The 16,015-nt window shown below is 46.3% G+C and carries 14 protein-coding genes; 12 read left to right on the top strand and 2 right to left on the bottom strand.

What is annotated here, in order from left to right; genetic code table 11:
* The first annotated feature begins 83 nt into the window (after positions 1 to 83).
* The 7 genes from ilvD (at position 84) to VSQ61_RS11130 (ending at position 8,869) form a co-directional block, all read left to right on the top strand.
* Positions 84 to 1,835, top strand: coding sequence for a dihydroxy-acid dehydratase (gene ilvD / locus VSQ61_RS11100; RefSeq protein WP_334344498.1), 1,752 nt, complete (start codon positions 84 to 86; stop codon positions 1,833 to 1,835).
* Between the two features lie 218 nt (positions 1,836 to 2,053).
* A complete protein-coding gene (locus VSQ61_RS11105; protein WP_334344499.1) occupies positions 2,054 to 2,698 on the top strand; it encodes a bifunctional 4-hydroxy-2-oxoglutarate aldolase/2-dehydro-3-deoxy-phosphogluconate aldolase in 645 nt (214 codons plus the stop codon).
* Positions 2,699 to 2,713: 15 nt separating this feature from the next.
* Complete coding sequence (locus VSQ61_RS11110) at positions 2,714 to 3,811, top strand: sugar kinase (RefSeq protein ID WP_334344500.1); 1,098 nt, start codon at positions 2,714 to 2,716, stop codon at positions 3,809 to 3,811.
* 719 nt (positions 3,812 to 4,530) lie between these two features.
* The gene (locus VSQ61_RS11115) at positions 4,531 to 5,748 is read left to right on the top strand and encodes an ROK family protein (RefSeq protein ID WP_334344501.1); all 1,218 of its coding nucleotides are present in this window, start codon (positions 4,531 to 4,533) and stop codon (positions 5,746 to 5,748) included.
* 58 nt (positions 5,749 to 5,806) lie between these two features.
* Positions 5,807 to 6,484, top strand: coding sequence for a D-lyxose/D-mannose family sugar isomerase (locus VSQ61_RS11120; protein WP_334344502.1), 678 nt, complete (start codon positions 5,807 to 5,809; stop codon positions 6,482 to 6,484).
* A 152-nt stretch (positions 6,485 to 6,636) separates the two neighbouring features.
* On the top strand, positions 6,637 to 7,641 hold the full coding sequence (locus tag VSQ61_RS11125; RefSeq protein ID WP_334344503.1) for a carbohydrate kinase family protein: 1,005 nt from the start codon (positions 6,637 to 6,639) through the stop codon (positions 7,639 to 7,641).
* A 16-nt stretch (positions 7,642 to 7,657) separates the two neighbouring features.
* Positions 7,658 to 8,869 (top strand): mannitol dehydrogenase family protein, encoded by a 1,212-nt coding sequence (locus VSQ61_RS11130; protein ID WP_334344504.1) that lies wholly within the window; start codon positions 7,658 to 7,660, stop codon positions 8,867 to 8,869.
* Positions 8,870 to 8,936: 67 nt separating this feature from the next.
* Here the strand turns inward: VSQ61_RS11130 and VSQ61_RS11135 are convergent, their stop codons facing one another.
* A complete protein-coding gene (locus VSQ61_RS11135) occupies positions 8,937 to 10,334 on the bottom strand; it encodes an MATE family efflux transporter (RefSeq protein WP_334344505.1) in 1,398 nt (465 codons plus the stop codon).
* Between the two features lie 154 nt (positions 10,335 to 10,488).
* Positions 10,489 to 11,796: a hypothetical protein gene (locus tag VSQ61_RS11140; RefSeq protein WP_334344506.1), complete on the bottom strand. Its 1,308-nt coding sequence runs from the start codon at positions 11,794 to 11,796 to the stop codon at positions 10,489 to 10,491.
* A 227-nt stretch (positions 11,797 to 12,023) separates the two neighbouring features.
* Between VSQ61_RS11140 and VSQ61_RS11145 the strand changes: the two genes are divergently transcribed.
* From VSQ61_RS11145 to VSQ61_RS11165, 5 genes are all read left to right on the top strand, one after another.
* On the top strand, positions 12,024 to 12,473 hold the full coding sequence (locus tag VSQ61_RS11145; protein ID WP_334344507.1) for an RNA polymerase sigma factor: 450 nt from the start codon (positions 12,024 to 12,026) through the stop codon (positions 12,471 to 12,473).
* 146 nt (positions 12,474 to 12,619) lie between these two features.
* Positions 12,620 to 13,348 carry a hypothetical protein gene (locus VSQ61_RS11150; RefSeq protein ID WP_334344508.1) on the top strand — a complete coding sequence of 243 codons (729 nt, stop codon included), beginning with the start codon at positions 12,620 to 12,622 and terminating at the stop codon, positions 13,346 to 13,348.
* Positions 13,333 to 14,043: an ABC transporter ATP-binding protein gene (locus VSQ61_RS11155; RefSeq protein ID WP_334344509.1), complete on the top strand. Its 711-nt coding sequence runs from the start codon at positions 13,333 to 13,335 to the stop codon at positions 14,041 to 14,043. The genes VSQ61_RS11150 and VSQ61_RS11155 overlap by 16 nt, the downstream gene beginning before the upstream one ends.
* A complete protein-coding gene (locus tag VSQ61_RS11160) occupies positions 14,036 to 15,232 on the top strand; it encodes an ABC transporter permease (protein WP_334344510.1) in 1,197 nt (398 codons plus the stop codon). The genes VSQ61_RS11155 and VSQ61_RS11160 overlap by 8 nt, the downstream gene beginning before the upstream one ends.
* A gap of 101 nt (positions 15,233 to 15,333) precedes the next feature.
* A complete protein-coding gene (locus VSQ61_RS11165; protein ID WP_334344511.1) occupies positions 15,334 to 15,939 on the top strand; it encodes an SOS response-associated peptidase in 606 nt (201 codons plus the stop codon).
* Positions 15,940 to 16,015: the final 76 nt, after the last annotated feature.

A 16,015-nucleotide genomic window follows, 5' to 3' on the forward strand; every position in this document is an offset into this window, starting at 1 on the left:
AGGCACATGAACGTGTGACTGGAAATCTTTCTTAGCAGAGGGCACCGGAAAGATGCTGCGGAACTTTAAATGGAGGGCTTCTTATGGAACTAGTAAGTCAGAAAATGCGGAAATTGGCTCCGGAGCTGGATCCCTTACGTATCGGAACAGGCTGGAAGCCGGAAGATTTGGAAAAAATTCAGGTTATGATTGAGAGCACCTTTGGAGACAGCCATCCGGGAAGCGGCCATCTGGATGTTCTGGTGGAAGAGGTGAGAAAAGGAATCGAAGAGGCAGGGGGCTATGGGGCCAGATACTTTGCCACTGATATCTGTGACGGAGAGAGCCAGGGAACAGACGGAATCAATTACAGTCTGGCCAGCCGTGAGATGATTGCCAATATGATTGAGATTCATGCAAATGCAACGCCCTTTGACGCAGGCGTTTATCTTGCAAGCTGCGACAAGGGAATGCCTGCCAATCTAATGGGCCTGGCCCGTGTCAACATTCCTGCCGTAGTCGTACCGGGAGGAACCATGAATGCAGGGCCCGAGATGCTGACCCTGGAACAGCTGGGCATGTACAGCGCCAAATATCAGAGAGGTGAGATTGACCAGGAAAAGCTTGACTGGGCAAAGTGCAATGCCTGCCCAAGCTGCGGCGCCTGCTCCTTTATCGGAACAGCTTCTACTATGCAGATTATGGCAGAGGCATTGGGACTTGCGCTTCCGGGAAGTGCATTGATGCCGGCTGCCAGCCCGGATCTTCTGGATTTTGCTCATAAGGCCGGAGAGCAGGCAGTGAAGCTTGCCGCTATGCCAAATATGCGCCCCGGCGACATTGTAACAATGGACAGCTTTGAAAATGCCATTCTGGTTCATGCTGCTATCTCCGGAAGCACCAACTGTCTGCTCCATATTCCTGCTATTGCCCATGAGTTTGGAATCGAGATCACGGGAGATACCTTTGACAGACTTCACAGAGGAGCCCGTTATCTTCTGGATGTTCGCCCAGCCGGACGCTGGCCGGCGGAGGTATTCTATTATGCCGGCGGAGTACCGGCCATTATGGAAGAAATCAAGGATCACCTGCATCTGGATGTAATGACGGTAACGGGAAAGACCCTTGGGGAAAACTTAAAGGAGCTGAAAGAAAACGGCTTTTATGAGCGCTGTGAAAAATGGCTCCGGGATTTCAACAGCCGTTACAATGTGAATGTGACCAGAGAGGATATTATCCGTCCTTACGATAAAGCTATTGGAACAGACGGAAGCATTGCAATCTTGAAAGGTAATCTGGCTCCGGAGGGTGCGGTTATCAAGCATACGGCATGTCCAAAGGAAATGTTTAAGGCGGTTCTTCGGGCAAGGCCATTTGACAGTGAGGAAGAATGCCTGGATGCGGTGCTGAAGCATCAGGTACAAAAAGGCGACGCAGTATTTATCCGTTATGAGGGGCCCAAGGGAAGCGGTATGCCGGAGATGTTCTATACATCGGAGGCTATCAGCAGCGATAAGGAGTTGGGACGCAGCATTGCCCTGATCACCGACGGACGTTTCTCAGGGGCATCTACCGGCCCGGTAATTGGACACTGCAGCCCGGAGGCTGTAGACGGAGGTCCCATCGCTCTGGTAGAAGAGGGGGATTTGATTGAGATTGACGTGATGGAGCGTAAGTTGAATATCATTGGCATTGCCGGTGAGAAAAAAACTATGGAAGAGGTGGCAGCCGTTCTGGAGGAAAGAAAGAAGAAATGGAAGCCCCGTGCATCCAAATATAAGAAGGGCGTACTGCGCTTGTTCAGCGAATTGGCCGCCAGTCCCATGAAAGGCGCCTATTTGGAATATGATAAATAAAATGGCATACGAAGCCTGGAAATAGTTGCAAGTATCCGGCGGATGTGGTACGGTTACAAAGTAAACCCACATGCACCTCATTGGTGTATCACCATAAATGAAAGTTGGCAGTGGCGCATGGGGCATCCCTGAACTCAGTTTTCTGCTACACAGAAAAGGGATCTTAATGTAGTAAAGAAATAAATGAAACAATAAAATAAAACGGAGGAGAATTTCACATGGAAAAGATGCAGGAACAGCTTCAAAAATTCGGTGTGGTTCCGGTAGTTGTATTAAATAACGCCAAGGATGCCCTGCTGCTGGCAAAGGCTCTCATAGAGGGCGGACTTCCCTGTGCGGAGGTTACTTTCCGCACGGAAGCGGCAGAAGAATCCATTCGTCAGATGGCGGAAAAGTATCCCGAGATGCTGGTGGGGGCAGGGACAGTACTGACCATAGAGCAGGTAGATCGGGCTGTAAATGCAGGGGCAAAATTTATTGTTAGTCCTGGTTTTGACCCGGAGATTGTAGATTATTGTCTGTCCAGGGAGATCCCGATTTTCCCGGGATGCGTTACGCCCTCCGAAGTAGCGCAGGCGGTAAAACGGGGATTAAAGGTAGTTAAGTTTTTCCCGGCAGAGCAGTATGGCGGAGTCTCTGCCATCAAAGCGTTGGCGGCCCCCTATACCATGGTGCGGTTTATGCCTACCGGCGGCGTAAGCTTAAAGAATCTGAAGGACTATTTAAGCTGTGACAAAATTATAGCCTGCGGCGGAAGCTGGATGGTAAAGGGCGATCTGATTGAGGCCGGAGAGTTTGATAAAATCCGTGAAATGACAAAAGAGGCTGTGACACTTGCAGAAGAGATTCGTGGAGAAAGGTGACAGGGGACAGAGATTATGAATTTAAATGTAAGACCGAAAGAAGAGTGCAAGTTTGACGCCGTATCTCTTGGAGAAGTGATGCTGCGTCTGGATCCGGGAGAGGGCCGCATCCGCACCGCCCGTTCATTCCGTGCATGGGAGGGCGGCGGAGAGTACAATGTTGTCCGTGGACTTCGCAGATGCTTTGGTATGAATACGGCAGTGATTACGGCTTTTGCAGACAATGAAGTGGGCATGCTGATGGAGGATTTCATTCTCCAGGGAGGTGTGGATACCTCACTTATTAAATGGATGAAGACGGATGGAATCGGCCGTGTCTGCAGAAACGGAATTAATTTTACGGAGAGAGGATTTGGAATCCGTGGGGCGGTAGGATGCTCAGACAGAGCTAACACGGCGATTTCCAAGGCAACGCCGGAGGACTTTGATTTTGAGTACATCTTTGGTGAGCTTGGAGTTCGCTGGCTTCACACGGGCGGAATTTATGCGGCTCTTTCCGAACAGTCCTGCGAGACGGTTTTGGCAGCTATCAAGACGGCGAAGAAATACGGAACCCTTGTATCCTATGACCTGAACTACCGTCCCTCCATGTGGAGCGCCATCGGCGGCCAGGCGAAGGCACAGGAGGTAAATAAAGAGGTTGCCAGGTATGTGGATGTGATGATTGGAAATGAGGAAGATTTCACGGCTTGCTTAGGCTTTGAGGTTGAGGGAAATGATGCGGACTTAAAGGAACTGAATCTGGAGGGCTACCGAAAGATGATCAATGAAGCGGCCAAAGCTTATCCGAACTTTAAGGCGGTAGCAACGACGCTTCGCCAGGTGAAGACCGCAACCGTCAACGATTGGAGCGCCATCTGCTGGGCAGACGGGGAAATCTATAAGGCTAAGGACTACAAAGGTCTGGAGATTATGGACCGGGTAGGCGGAGGAGATTCCTTTGCCAGCGGCCTCATCTACGGCTTGATGACCACAGGGGATGCGCAGCTTGCGGTTAATTATGGTGCGGCTCACGGCGCACTGGCTATGACAACCCCTGGTGATACGACTATGGCAAGCAAGAAAGAAGTGGAAGCAATCATGGGCGGTGCAGGCGCCCGGGTGCAGAGATAAATAGAGTTGGAGTAAAGCTGGGGCTGTCCTTTGGGGCAGCCCTATATTCACATGATGGGCAAGTTGGCGGAAGTTAATATCGGTGGGAGGGGAGCATCTCATACATGTTCCTCTGCATGAAAATAAAAATGCATTGAAATGCGCTTCCTGCGGCAAATGGTTATACATGCCGGGGAAAGAACATTCGCAGATATGCCTTGAGTATTGTAAGATGGTAAAGGAAATCCCGCTATGTTTTGGCTGTGCGTGGGAATTGGAGGCTGATTTGAAAAAATAAAAGCCGGAAGGGAGAGCAGCATGGAAATATACAAATATGAAGGGAAAATGTTGCTTATGGAGCACATGATTACTGGAAGTTGAAAAAGTATTTGTAAAATGGATTGGTTTTGGAGATTGAGTATCCCGAAGGAAGAATTATAGGAATGGTGACCCGTCAGGTTACGGTGGCTTTTGACTTGGGGAGAATATATCCCTTTCTCACAGTATTGAGCTTTTGGAATATTAGAAAAGAACCCTTCTGTCCGGATATCCTAAGGGATGGAAGGGTTCTTTGTTTCTTAATTATTAAAAAGAGTTTTATAAATAGATATAAAAAGGGGTTGAAAACAAATTTTTTATGGTATAATATCCAATATAAATTATAAAAACCAAATAAAAATAGCAAAAACGATAATTTAAGTTAATATTTTTTTAAAATAAATTAAATAAATGAGGGATATATGAACGATGGAATTAACAGCAAAGTAATGAAGGTAAACAATGCTTTGCTGGTACTGGAAACAATTATGCGCCGGGGACCTATAGCGAGAAATGAATTGACAGGCTTGGTGGGGCTGACACAGGTTTCTGTGATCAATGTAACGAATGCGCTTCTGGAGGCAGGGATTATTGTAGAAGTAGGCCGTGCTAACAGTGGAAACCAAGGACGCAGATCTATGGTTGTAGATATTAATGAACATGCGTTTTACTGTTTTGGAATGGAGCTGAGTGTTGGAAAGCTGGTGTGCGGGCTTGGCGACGCAAGGGGAAGGCTGCTTCAATTTGAGGAGATTAAATTTCCTTCCAGATCCAGTGCGGAGATGCTGCTGGATAAGGTAGATGAGCTTGTGGAAGAGTTTTTAAAAAACAACCAAATAGATAAAAGAAGAATTTTAGGAATGGGGATTGCTGTTCCGGGTCCGCTGGATGTGCAGGAAGGCATAATGATTAATCCTCCCAACTTTCCTGGATGGAAGAATGTGCCGATCCGAAGTATGTTGGAGGAACGTCTGGGTTTTCGGGTGTGCCTGGACAAAGAGACGAATCTGGCGGCTTTGGCGGAAAGCTTTTATGGAGTATCCGTAGGGTATAAGACATCCTTTTTTATGAGTCTCTTTCGTTTGGGAATCGGAGGCGGACTCGTTGCAGAAAACAATATTTTCCATGGCTTTTGCGATGGAGCAGGTGAAGTGGGTCATATGACAGTAGAATCATCTGGAAGAAAGTGCGGATGCGGAAATTATGGCTGTCTGGAGACTATGATTGCGGAAGATTATCTTATTGAGCAGGTACGTCATTTGTATAAGATCGGCATGGAGATAGAGCGGCCGGAAGATATAGATGGTATTACCCTGGAAGAGATTTTTGAACGGAGCAGCAATGGAGACGACGTCTGCAAAGATGTGGTAAAACAGACGGCAGTTTATATTTCAATTGCCATAGGAAATATTGTAAATTTATTCAGTCCGGAGATGATTGTTTTAGGCGGTCCCCTGCCTGAAATGAGCACTCAGCTGGTGGAACTGGTGGCGGATCGGATTCACAGTAAGAAGTATCCGAGTCATTGTAAGGATATTAAAATTGTAAAATCGGTTCTTGGCCCTCAGGTATATGTAAAAGGAGCTATCGCATTGGCGGAAAAGACTTTTTTAAGCTATGTGCTGCCGGAAAATTTTTAGATTACATTTTGCAGAAAGCTGTAATAAAGGCTCATTAACCAAATAGGAGGCATCAAAAATGAAGCGTTCAGAGATTAACAAAATTATGCGTGAGGCATTAAAACTATTTGAAGATTATGAGACATCCTTGCCGCCCTTTGTACTTTGGACACCGGAGGAGTGGAAACAGAAAGGAGAAGAGGCCCAGGAAATCAAGAATAATATGCTGGGCTGGGATATCACTGATTATGGACAGGGAGATTTCGGCAAGGTTGGCCTTTTGCTGATTACTCTGCGTAATGGAAACCAGATGGACAGTCAAAGATATCCAAAACCCTATGCGGAAAAATTGATGGTAGTCAGAGAAAATCAGGTAACACCTATGCATTTCCATTGGAGCAAGATGGAGGATATTATTAACCGTGGCGGCGGTAATTTGCTGATTAAACTTTACAATTCTACAGAAGAGGAAGGCCTGGCCGATACGGAAGTAACTGTGAGCATAGATGGCGTGAAGCATGTGTTTCCGGCAGGCCATGTAGTATGCCTGAAGCCGGGAGAAAGTATTACACTGACACAGGGGCTTTATCATAGATTTTTGGGGGAGGAAGGAAAAGGAACTGTTTTGGTGGCGGAAGTATCTATGACAAATGATGATAACATGGATAACCGGTTTTATGACACGGTAGGACGTTTTCCGAAAATAGAAGAGGATGAAGAACCATTATATTTTTTGTGCAATGAGTATCCGGAATAAAGCATAGGGGAGGTATAACAGATGAAAGCAATGTATTTAAAATTTTCTTTGGAACAGGCATGTGAGGGTATTATGGAGTTTTTAACCAACAAAACGGAAGCTGTGAAAGCTGTAATGCTTACGGAATGACAGCATCAGATGGGAGACATACCATGAAAAACGGAATTGCAATAGCAGGAAATCTTATTGTGGATTATGTGAAGATGATTGATACATATCCAAAACAGGGAATGCTCTGCAGCATTCTTGATAAAACCCAGAGTCCGGGAGGCTGTGCGGCGAATACCCTGGGGTGTATTGCGGCTATGGACAGGGATGTTCCCCTGCGGTGCTTTGGATCCATTGGAGATGACGAAGCGGGAAAATATATTCAAGAATTTCTGGAGAAATATGGAATCTGTTCGGATGGGGTATCCATAAAAGAAGGATGTATGACTTCTTTTACGGATGTTATGACGGTGAAGGAGACAGGGGCAAGAACCTTTTTTCAGGCCAGGGGCGCCAATGCGGTATTCGGATTGGATGATTTGGATCTTGAACAAATTGGGAAATGCAGGATGTTCCATATTGGGTATGCATTGCTGCTTGATCGGTTTGATGAAGAAGATGAGGAATATGGAACAGTTATGGCGCATGCCCTGGCCGGAATTCAGAGCTTTGGGGTGAAGACTTCTATGGATGTGGTGAGTGAGGACGGAGATCGATTTGCCCGTATTGTAAAACCAAGTCTGAAATACTGTGATTATTTTATAGCAAATGAGATAGAAGGCGGCAATGTCACCGGCATAAATCCAAGAAAAGAGGATGGAACTCTTAACCAGGAAGCGTTGGGGGAGATCTGCAAAAAACTGATGACATATGGAGTATCGGAGCTTATAGTGCTGCATGCGCCGGAGGGGGGAGCCTATCTTACAAAAGATGGTAAGCAGGGGTTTGTTTCTTCTCTAAAGCTTCCGGAAGGGTATATTAAGGGAAGTGTAGGAGCAGGAGATGCATTTTGCGCCGGAATTCTCTATGCACTGTATCAAAATTATTCCATTGAAGAAGCTGTGGTTTTGGCCAATGCCGCTGCTGCCGCCAATTTGTCCCAACCGGATTCCCTTTCAGGACTTCGGCCGGTGAAGGATATTTTTAAATTGTCAGAGAAATATCGGTAAGAAAGGAATTGTTGATATGAAAGCGGTAATGTACGGAGGGGGAAATATTGGCCGTGGATTTATTGGACTTCTGTTCAGTCAGTCCGGCTATGAAGTAACCTTTGTTGATGTAGTGGACTCTGTAGTAGAGTCTTTGAACAGAGAGAAACGATATCCGGTGAGATATGTCTCAACCAAAGGAAAAGAAGATATTTTTGTAGGGCCTGTAGCGGCTGTGCATGGAAATAATCGGGAAAAGGTGGCACAGTCGATAGCAGAAGCTGATGTTATGGCTACGGCTGTGGGCGTGAGAGTTCTGAAGTTTATTGCACCCAATATTGCAGAGGGGATTCGCAGACGTATGCAGACAGGCGGGAAGCCATTGAACATTATTATTTGTGAAAATCTGATTGATGCGGATAAACTTCTGGCAAGTCTCATAAAGGAACAATTGTCAGAGGATGAGAAGACTTGGTTTGAGGACAACATCGGTTTGGTGGAGGCATCCATTGGACGTATGGTTCCGGTACAGACAGAAGATATGAAAGAGGGGGATCCTCTGCGTGTATGCGTGGAGCGGTATGGTTTCCTGCCGGTGGATCAAGCAGCGTTTAAAGGGGAGATTCCTTCTATAAAAAATATGGTTCCTCATATACCCTTTGGTTTTTATATAGAAAGGAAGCTGTATGTGCATAATATGGGTCATGCTGTATGCGCATATCTGGGAGATTATTTGGGAAAAGAATTTATTTACCAGGCTATAGATGACAGTGATATACAGTATATTGTAGAAAATGCCATGTTAGAAAGCGCAAGAGCAATTGCGAAGCAATACCATGCGGATTTATACAGTATTTTCCTGCATACGCAGGACTTGCTGGCACGATTTACCAATAAAGCGCTGGGGGATACTTGTGCCCGTGTAGGAGGAGATCCAACAAGGAAGCTTTCGGCAAAGGACAGGCTTATCGGTTCCTCCGGTCTTTGTATAGAGCAGGGGATTTATCCTGCGTACATATTTTTGGGAACGGCCGGGGCAGTTTACCAGTACTTGAAAGAAGCCGGAAAAGAGCAGGGAATGGAAAATGCGGCATTTGTCTTAAGAGAAGTATCAAAGCTGGATGAGACGGATGGCAGAACAAAGGGGATACTTGCCTTTTATGAGAAATATCTAAAAGGGGCCTCTGTAAAAGAACTAAAGCAGATGGCTCAGCAGATGGAAGCGGAGCAGCTTGGAAATATTGTATAATAAAAAATTTTTTAAAGTTTCTTATAATGAGTGGAGGAAGTATTCCGCAAGAGCAAGAAAATAGCTTTTAAGAATTGCTCGACTTCACCTGCCACTTCCCGGTTCGATACTCCCCATAAGAAATCAAAAAATTCACCAGCCATCCAAGAGGCACCGCATACCACACCATAGCGATTCCACACCGTGGCGCCATGGTGACGGCAAATATTACCCGAAGAGAAAGATTGGCCAGGTTTGCTATAGTAAACATTTTCATATCAGCAGCGCCCCGAAGAAGACCATCCGTGCACATCTTCAGGCCGATAAGGGCGAAGAAAAAGCCAATGAATCTTAAGTAACTGCTTCCGGTTTCCAGAGCCAGAGCCGTTCCGTCGCTTCCGAGGAAGGAGGCAATAATAGCGGAATGGAACAGTTCCAGTATCAGACAAAGAAGCAGGGCAAAAAAGGCGACAAGCCCTAAGGCGGAATGGTAGCCCTTTACAACCCGGTCTTTTTGCTTTGCTCCCAGATTCTGGGCGGTGTAGGAAGACATGGCATTGCCCAGAGCGGCCATAGGAACGATACAGATACTCTCTACCCGCATGCCGGCGGAGAAGCCAGCCAGCATCTGAGGGCCAAAGCTATTAACCACAGACTGTACCAGCATCATACCAATGGAGACCGTGGACTGCTGGAAGATAGAGGGAAGTGCCACACGGCACATAGTAGAAAGTTCTCTGAAGCTGTAATATTTATGAACAAATCGTGTAATAGCGGTTCTTTCGGGACTTTGCGGTTCCTGTGTAACAGTCCGTGTATTCTCAGGATATGCCTGCAGCTCTTTCAGGAAAATCACAAAGGAAACAAGGGCAGAAATCCCCTGAGCAATCAGCGTAGCCCAGGCAACTCCGGCAATGCCAAGTCCCAAGGAGCGTACCAGATAAATATCCAAAACAATATTAAAGACAGAGGAAAAGATCAGCAGGTACAAAGGAATCCGTGAGCGTCCCAGGGCATTGAACATAGAGGACAGCACATTATACATAAAGAGAAAGGGCAGTCCCATAAAATAAATATTCAGATATTCCACAGCCATTGGAAGGATATCCTCCGGCGTTTTCAGGAAGATCATAAATTCCTGTCCAAAGAAAAGTCCAAGAACTGCCAATATCAGGCTGACTGCCAGAAAGGTCAAAAGAGCCGTGGAAATGGATTTTTTCATGCGTCCATATTCCTGAGCGCCAAAATATCGGCTGGTGAGGATGGAAGCCCCCACACCGCCGCCGATGGCAACACAGATAAACACATTGGTAAGTGAGTAGGAAGCTCCCACAGCAGCCAGGGCATTTTCACTTACATAGCGGCCAACCACCATGGAATCAGCCATGGTATAAAACTGCTGAAACAGATTTCCAATGATCATAGGCAGTGCAAACAGAAACAACGCCCGCATAGGGCGTTCTTTTAACAGATAATCTTTTTTCATAGTAATCTCCATTCCGCCGCCTTTTTAGCTGGCGGCACAAATAGTAATGAAAGTCTGTTTTCTTTTTAAAGCTTATCATTTCATTGTCATAATTAGAACCGTTGTCTTTTTTATCATATCCCCAATATGGATTAAGGGAGCGTGAAATACCAGGTCATTTATTACAGGCAGTCGATTTTTCCCTTCTTTTTAGAATCCTTTTTGCATACTTACGGATTTCTTCATTACTGTCAAACAGGCATTCCTGCAGAAGCTTATTGGTCAGCAGCCTGCGCTTTCCCATTTGATATAGTGTATATTCCCGGCAGCAGGAGCAGTAGGTAGTCTCATAGATATGAGAAAGTAATGAGGCAGGCGCTTTTTGTCTATCATCCTTCATACTCAGTATGTACAAATGGATTCCATGCCATCCGGTGGTGTCCCGGAAATTCACAGGAATAGCCTGGATATGGCCCTCTAATAATCGGGCATCCTGCTCCTGATAATTCTTAATCAATACAGGCAGGGCAGCGTTCGGATTTCCTTTCAGTTCTTCCAGAGCAAATTTTCGTACCAAAGGATGCCGGATATTAGAAAGCGCTTCCCATGCGGCGTCATTCAAGCTCTTGTACTGGGATTTTGCGTCTTTTATAATGGGCAAAGGGTCTTTCGGGTAGGGACAGCGGCAAAAAGCGGTTAAGGCTTCGGCACGTGCTTTTGGCTCACGCTGTCCCAGATATGCTTCTGCATAGGGCAAAAGGGCTTCCGGATCATTTATTCTTTGCAGGCGGAGAGACAGGCGAACTCCGGTTAGAGGAAGAGCCTGCGGGCGGCATTCTTTCCTGTTTTCCGTTACTTTTTCATATTCCTGGGATATGATAAGATATTTTTCCAAATACCTTGATTTCATAGCTTCCCTGACAAGGGCAGTAAGGTAATATCTTCCCCTGCTGTCATACAGCCAGAGAAAATCATAAGCATGATAAAGAGATTTCTTTTCATATAGTCTGCCTATGTCTTCTGCTATTTTTATAAAAGCAGTCTTATTTTCCGCCAGAATGATACATAGCATTTCAAAATCATCCCTTTGGGGAAAATGCTGTCCAGGAGAGAGTTTTTTCTTCATCAATTGGGCATAGAGCATCTCATACTTATGCCATAAAGCTTGCTGTGCGGCCGAAAATCCATCCAGTGAAAATTGATTTAGGAGCTCTGCAAGATAAAGGAATTTCCAATTACCATTAGACCTTGTGTGGCGGAAACTGTCAATTGCAGCTGTTAAAAATGTTTCTTTGTCTGGAAAACAGCAGATGAATTGATACAAATACCAGGCCCGGGATCCCTCGCACTGAGGATCAAAGGCCAGAGAATGGCTGCATGCCCATAAAATGACTTCCCGATAGTTTTCCCGATCTTCTTGCAGAGCCTGCATACAGCAGCCCCGCCCCCTCAAAAGATTCTCTTTGAACTGCCTTTTTGTCATAATGCCTCCGGATGTTTTTGAATGGGAGATGAGATGCGCTTTTATTATAGTACAGAAGAAAGATTTTTTCTACTTTTGTTAGAAGTAAAAAATCACGAAGGCGCACACTTAAGTATCTTGATACGTTATACTTTATGAATCAAAGCTTATGGTATTATTATAAGCTGCAAAAGAAAAGCTGTATATACAAGCAAAACATGCGGATTCAAGGCGAGAAAGGAGGGGCCATGTCAGCGGATCTGGAAGAACAGTACAATAAAATCTACCGCTACTGTTATATGAAGCTGGGACACCGGCAAACGGCAGAGGATCTGACACAGGAAACCTTTCTCCGGTTTTTGGCGGACAGGCGTTATCAGGATATGGGGAGAGAGTTGGCCTATCTCTATACCATAGCCAGAAATCAGTGCATTGATTATTACCGGAAGCAGAAGCCCCTGGCATTGCCAGATGAACTGCCGGAAGTTCAGGAAGAGGACGAGCTGCTGACCTCCTTTGCCTTACAGGAAGCAGTTAAACAATTACCTTTGGAAGAACAGGAATTAATTTTTCTGAAATATGTCAATGAGCTGAGTGCAACTGAGATTGGGCAGATTCTGGGATGGTCCCGGTTTGCGGTATACCGCCGGCTGAAGGGGTGCTTGAAACGTCTGAAGCAATTATTAGGGGAGTTTTAATGCTGAGAGGATATTACGGAACTTAAAACAGTAATATCTTTTCAGTGCACAAATCAAATTACAAGCACATGGACTTGTGATTGTAGTTTGATTTAGTCAGAGGTGTACTGAAAAGATATTACGGAACTCAAAATAGGAGGGATTTTTTGACCAGCAAATTACAAAAGGATCTAAAAAACTTATATCCGGCCCCTCCGCCCCTGGAACGGGAGAGTTTTTTAAGAAGCCTTCCGGCTCCGGAGCTGTCTTTCGGGCAGTTCCTGTGGAGGCAGGCCGGTTATATTCAAAAAGGAAATTGGCTGTTGGCAGCAGGACTTTTGGCTTTAACAGCTATAAGTAGCCGCTATGCGGATGGGACAATGCTTGGAATCCTTGCGGCCTGTACGCCTTTCCTGGCACTTGTGACAGTGGCAGAAGGCAGCCGTTCTCTCCGCTTTGGAATGGAAGAGCTGGAGCTTTCCAGCCGGTTCCCTTTAAAAGTCATTGTGGCGGCAAGGCTTGGAATACTGGGGCTTGGCAATCTGCTTTTATTAGGAGGAATTACACCCCTGGTACTTTTTGGAGAGGGAAATTCCCTCTTTCGCTCAGCCTTTTCCCTGCTTTTGCCTTATCTTCTGACTGCATTTTTGAACCTGTGGGCAGTCCGCACTTGTCAGGGAAGCAGCGGCCTGTACCTGTGTATGGGAATCACGGTACTGGTCAGCGGCCTATGCCTGCTTATGGGAAAGCAGGGGCCATCTTATGAAAAATGGATGCCGGACTTATTGCAGAATTTTGCCCTGACAGCCGGTACCCTTCTGTTTGGAGCCCTTACCGGCTTTGAATATAGAAAAACAATCAGACAATCGGAGGAATACAGATGGAGCTTACAATAGACCGCTTGACAAAGCAGTATAAAAACAAAATTGCAGTAGATAGGGTTTCCTTACACCTTAAGCCGGGCGTGTGCGGCCTGCTTGGATCCAACGGCGCCGGAAAGACTACCCTGATGCGTATGATCTGTGGTGTCTTAAAGCCCACAGGAGGAACGGTATCTTTTCAGGGCAGCGATGTATCCACAGAAGAATACCGCAAAAGCTTAGGCTATCTGCCCCAGGATTTTGGCTATTACCCCGGTTTTACCGGATTGGAATTTCTGGATTACATGGCACTTCTTAAAGGACTTCCCAAAAGTGCAGCAAAAAAGCGCAGTCAGGAACTCTTGGAGTTGGTAGGATTAAAAAATAACGCTAAAAAAAAGATTAAAACCTATTCCGGCGGAATGAAACAGCGCCTTGGGATCGCTCAGGCAATGCTGAACCGCCCGAAGCTGCTTGTTTTAGACGAGCCCACGGCCGGTTTAGATCCGAAAGAACGAGTTCGCTTTCGGGAGCTGATAGAGGAACTGGGAAAGGAAAGTATTGTGCTTTTGTCCACTCACATTGTATCAGACATAGAGCAGGCAGCAGACCGGATTCTCATGATGAAGGATGGACAGATTATATTTGACGGAACCGGAAAGGATGTGGAGGGACCATTGGAGGATTTTTATTTGAAACAATTTGGGGAGGAGGAAGCAAGTGATGAGTAATAATTTCTGGCCATTGGTTATTTATGAATACCGTAAGCTTTTCCGGCGTAAAATCCTTTGGATTACCCTTGGGGCCATGACAGCCCTCTGTATCTTTGCGGCCTGCAGCCATCTCTTAGGCAATGCGTATGTGAATGGGCAAGTCTATGAGAGCCACGGCGAGGCTTTGGAAAAGAAGATTGCTTTTGCAAAAGCCCTTTCTGGGAGAGCCCTGGATGACATGCTTCTTTCGGAAATGCAGGAGGGCTATGCCAAGGTACCGAATATTCCGCTGGCCGGAGTTTCAAGGGAATACCAGACATATGCCAGACCCTATGAGGCGATCTGGCAGTATGCCTTTTTGCTTGCGGGAGATCCGGCCTATAAAACGATCACAGAGGAAGAATTGTATGCTGCCAGAAGCGAAAAGCTGGAACAGGGCTGGACAAATGAACAGCTTGGCAGCAGAGAGAAGGAATATCTGAGAGCCGCAGAGGAAAAGGTGGAAAAGCCCTTTGTCTTTACCTACTGTGAGGGCTGGGGTGTTCTGGCAAATCTGATGAATATGCTGTGTGTGCTGCAATTACTGCTGATTGCAATCTGTATACCGCCTGTTTTTTCCGGAGAGCACAGCTGCAGAACGGATCAACTGATTCAGTCCACCGGTCTGGGGAAAAAGCCTCTGTATCTGGCAAAGCTTTTGGTGGGAATCACCTTTTCCGCCCTATCCACACTTTTTCTGGGTATGGTACTTATGGGGGCCCTCTTTTGTGTTTATGGAACGGAAGGGGCCGATGCGGCGTTGCAGCTTCTTAATTTCAGGTGTGTTTGGCCCCTGACCGTAGGTGAAGGGATTCGGATTTTGTTTGGATTGCTTTTGATTACGGCGCTGCTTCGCACTGTACTTGCCATGCTGCTGTCGGAGTGTTTTCGCAGCAGTACGGTTCCGCTGGCGTTGATGTCAGGCTTTCTGCTGTCCGCCCTGCTTTTTCGCATTCCGGAAGAATATCGGCTGTTATCGGGGATTTGGAATACAATTCCGGTGAATCTGGTGGCTGTCTGGGAAGTTTTCGGAAGCCGCCTGTATCCCTTTTTCGGAACATTCCTGACCCCATGGCAGGCAGCCCCAGTCATTTACCTGCTGCTTGGCGCAGGAGCCGCTGTTTTGTGCTTTCGGCGGTATAAGGGCTTTCAGGCAGGAGGAAGATAGGGGATAATAAAAGAGGAATGTTACCATGTACATGATAGATAAAATTCCTTGAGACAGGGCAGAATAAGTAGTAAGATATAGAAAAGCCATTGGAGGATAATATGTGCGGCAGATATTATGTGAACGATGAAACGGCCAGGGAGATTGAAAAGCTAATCCGGCAGATGGATGAAAAAAGAAGACAGGAATCCATAAAGGCCATAGGCAGGATAGCAGCCGGAGATATTCATCCGGGCAAGGATGCTCCGGTTCTGTCAGGAAAAGGCGGTTCCATACACTGCGGATGGCAGCGCTGGGGGCTTCCGGGGTTTCAGGGGAAAAAGCTGATCTTCAATGCCAGATGCGAATCCGCTCTGGAAAAGTCCCTGTTCTGGGACAGCATCCTGCACAGACGTATTGTGGTTCCGGCAGCCTGGTTCTATGAATGGAATCCTCAGAAAGAAAAGAATACATTTACCAGGAAGGATACGCCGATACTATTTATGGCCGGATTCAGCAGGTATTATGAGGACGGGGAGCATTTTGTGATTCTCACCACGGCGGCCAATCCTTCTATGAAGCCGGTACATGAACGTATGCCCCTGATTTTGGAGAGGGAGGAAATTGCGGACTGGATGCTGGATGATACGAAGACAGAAGCCATGCTCCATAAGATTCCCTGCCTGTTGGAACGCCGGTCTGATTATGAGCAGATAAGCCTGTTCTGATTCCTGCCAAATGGAACATAGGCAGACCAATTAGCATAAATTACCGCTTGAAACAGGAACGTATGTTTGATAGAAT

Source organism: Candidatus Merdisoma sp. JLR.KK006 (assembly GCF_036941035.1).
Classification (GTDB): domain Bacteria; phylum Bacillota; class Clostridia; order Lachnospirales; family Lachnospiraceae; genus Laedolimicola.

Bases quoted from the DNA above. Each gene is read 5' to 3' on its own strand.
- ilvD (WP_334344498.1), top strand. From the start codon at position 84: ATGGAACTAGTAAGTCAGAAAATGCGGAAATTGGCTCCGGAGCTGGAT.
- VSQ61_RS11105 (WP_334344499.1), top strand. From the start codon at position 2,054: ATGGAAAAGATGCAGGAACAGCTTCAAAAATTCGGTGTGGTTCCGGTA.
- VSQ61_RS11110 (WP_334344500.1), top strand. From the start codon at position 2,714: ATGAATTTAAATGTAAGACCGAAAGAAGAGTGCAAGTTTGACGCCGTA.
- VSQ61_RS11115 (WP_334344501.1), top strand. From the start codon at position 4,531: ATGAACGATGGAATTAACAGCAAAGTAATGAAGGTAAACAATGCTTTG.
- VSQ61_RS11120 (WP_334344502.1), top strand. From the start codon at position 5,807: ATGAAGCGTTCAGAGATTAACAAAATTATGCGTGAGGCATTAAAACTA.
- VSQ61_RS11125 (WP_334344503.1), top strand. From the start codon at position 6,637: ATGAAAAACGGAATTGCAATAGCAGGAAATCTTATTGTGGATTATGTG.
- VSQ61_RS11130 (WP_334344504.1), top strand. From the start codon at position 7,658: ATGAAAGCGGTAATGTACGGAGGGGGAAATATTGGCCGTGGATTTATT.
- VSQ61_RS11135 (WP_334344505.1), bottom strand. From the start codon at position 10,334: ATGAAAAAAGATTATCTGTTAAAAGAACGCCCTATGCGGGCGTTGTTT.
- VSQ61_RS11140 (WP_334344506.1), bottom strand. From the start codon at position 11,796: ATGACAAAAAGGCAGTTCAAAGAGAATCTTTTGAGGGGGCGGGGCTGC.
- VSQ61_RS11145 (WP_334344507.1), top strand. From the start codon at position 12,024: ATGTCAGCGGATCTGGAAGAACAGTACAATAAAATCTACCGCTACTGT.
- VSQ61_RS11155 (WP_334344509.1), top strand. From the start codon at position 13,333: ATGGAGCTTACAATAGACCGCTTGACAAAGCAGTATAAAAACAAAATT.
- VSQ61_RS11160 (WP_334344510.1), top strand. From the start codon at position 14,036: ATGAGTAATAATTTCTGGCCATTGGTTATTTATGAATACCGTAAGCTT.
- VSQ61_RS11165 (WP_334344511.1), top strand. From the start codon at position 15,334: ATGTGCGGCAGATATTATGTGAACGATGAAACGGCCAGGGAGATTGAA.